This is a genomic window from Mycobacterium sp. TH-M106, from assembly GCF_057473765.1.
Genome location: NZ_JBYCLE010000474.1, coordinates 1 through 1919, shown reverse-complemented (window position 1 = coordinate 1919; position 1919 = coordinate 1). Strand labels below are relative to the sequence as shown.

The 1919-nt window shown below is 60.0% G+C and carries 3 protein-coding genes; all 3 read right to left on the bottom strand.

Translation table 11 applies throughout. The features are described 5' to 3' along the window. Positions 1-16: 16 nt before the first annotated feature. A complete protein-coding gene (locus tag AC2VOP_RS16885; RefSeq protein ID WP_486962036.1) occupies positions 17-469 on the bottom strand; it encodes a hypothetical protein in 453 nt (150 codons plus the stop codon). Between the two features lie 59 nt (positions 470-528). Further along, positions 529-939, bottom strand: coding sequence for a hypothetical protein (locus AC2VOP_RS16880; protein ID WP_486962035.1), 411 nt, complete (start codon positions 937-939; stop codon positions 529-531). A gap of 112 nt (positions 940-1051) precedes the next feature. Further along, positions 1052-1894, bottom strand: coding sequence for a ferritin family protein (locus tag AC2VOP_RS16875; RefSeq protein ID WP_486962034.1), 843 nt, complete (start codon positions 1892-1894; stop codon positions 1052-1054). Positions 1895-1919 lie beyond the last annotated feature (25 nt).

Here is a 1919-nt window from a genome sequence, read left to right as displayed (position 1 = left end):
ATGCTGGTGCGCTACGTTAGCGAGCGATAGACAGCAGCGCGATAGTCCGTAGCGAGGCGACGGTGTGGGACAGAAGACCCTTCACCACGAGTTTGTGTATGGCGATCTGACCGAGCACCTTGGCGCCGCGCTTGGTGAAAAAGCCAACTGGCAACAGCCCGCCGCCTTTCATCTTCAACTGCGACACGTCGAGGATCTGATCGACCGTCGCGTACACCTTGACTTTAGGTTTGCCCACGGTCCCGTTGTGGATGCTGACCCCGGCCTGGGTGAACTGCAACGTGGCCTCGGCGTCGGTGTCGGTGCTGATAATGCCCACCGGCCGACGCTTCATCTTTCGCGCGACCTTTACCAGGTCGGGCTTGTTGGCGAAATTCTGGGCCAGCAGCATCTGCAGGATATTGGCCACGCCGTTGGCCTCTGCGCCCTCGGTGCAGCTGACCTTGTAGGTAGCCGTGTCACTAATCATCTCGTAATCCGATCGTTGCGAAGGAGTTCGCCCACTTCACTGCGCAGTAGCCGGTGGGCTCAGACATCCCAGTCTGTGTCGACCTGGCCGAATGAGAGCAGGAAATGGTCGAACGCCTCGGCGTTCTCGACCGCGACAGCAACCTCGCCGTCGGTGATCCTCAGCAGGCCCCCCAGGAGCATCTTGGCGGGCTCTTGTTTGCCCTCAGCGGCCATGCGAAAATGCTCCGCTTTTGCGCGCAGCCCGAAGTCGAAAGGTCCGTCGCCGTGAATCTTCTCCGTGGTCCACGCGGTGAGCTTCCCCTTGTCGAACGTGAAATACGCCGTGACTTCCGGCTTGTCGATAAGCCCGAAGTACATCGCGTGACTGAAGCTCTCGGGGTTCTTGAACCCCTTGTACACGGCATCGTTGTCGTTAATGGCCTTCATGGCCGCCGCACACCATTCATCCGACAAAAACTTCATGGCCATGGCTATTTGGTCCTCCTCAATTCCCGGGCTGGAAAACTTCTCCAGCCACAACAGATCTGTTAGTGATGCAACCTCGTTGGGCCGCAGGGTCGTGATCTCTGGTGACGGCGCGCTACCTTCGCGCGTTGGCCGCAACGCTGAGCCCGGTCGTTTCGATGAACTCGGCGTAGCGTTGGGCAACGTTGTCGACCACCATTTGCGATTGCACCGGGTGAGGTGCACCGCCAAACAGCGGCGCCAGTGCCTCGACGGCAGCATGTGCCGCTGGCTGCCAACGGTCTAGCCATCCAGCAAAAACACCGCTCAAAGCGGGGTTCCGTTCGACCGCGTAGTGCACCAGTGCCTGGGTCCAGTCTTGGCTGCGCCGACTGTCGTTGCTGAACTCAGTGAACAGCTGCGCAAGGAACTGATCGCCGTTGGCTTCGGCAAGTGCTGCGAACTCGACGTTGATCAGCGCATCCAGGGTGGGTTTTACCGCCAGGTTCAGCGCGGTGAACGCCTCGCCCCAGTCATAGGCGATCAGCATCTCCTCGAGCACTTTGCGCAGCGGTTGCCATTCGGGTGCTGACTGCCAAGGCTCGCGCGCGGTGCCAGTCTGGGCAAGATGTTCGCCCTGGGCGTTGGCCAACACCTTGGTCCAGTAGGCGATCCGCTGAACCCTGCGCAGGTCGTCGGCGCCCTGGAACTTAACACAGTTGCTGATGTAAGCCGACGGCGCCATCTGCGAAACGTAGAGTCCGGTCATTTGCAGCACGTGCAGCGGAAAACGTAGCGGGACAAAGAAACTCTGCAGCGTGTTTACCCAACCTGGATCCAAGCGTCCCGCGGCGTCGGCGGCCTCGTACTGATCGATGAGAGCGTCGACGTGGATCTCTCGGTCATGTTGCGTCGAGATGTAGTCTTTGTAGGTCAGTTTGTACGGGTCGCGGAACTCTTCCCAGTCCTCGACCTGCAACGGCGAGCCTTCCCGGTTGCGCAGA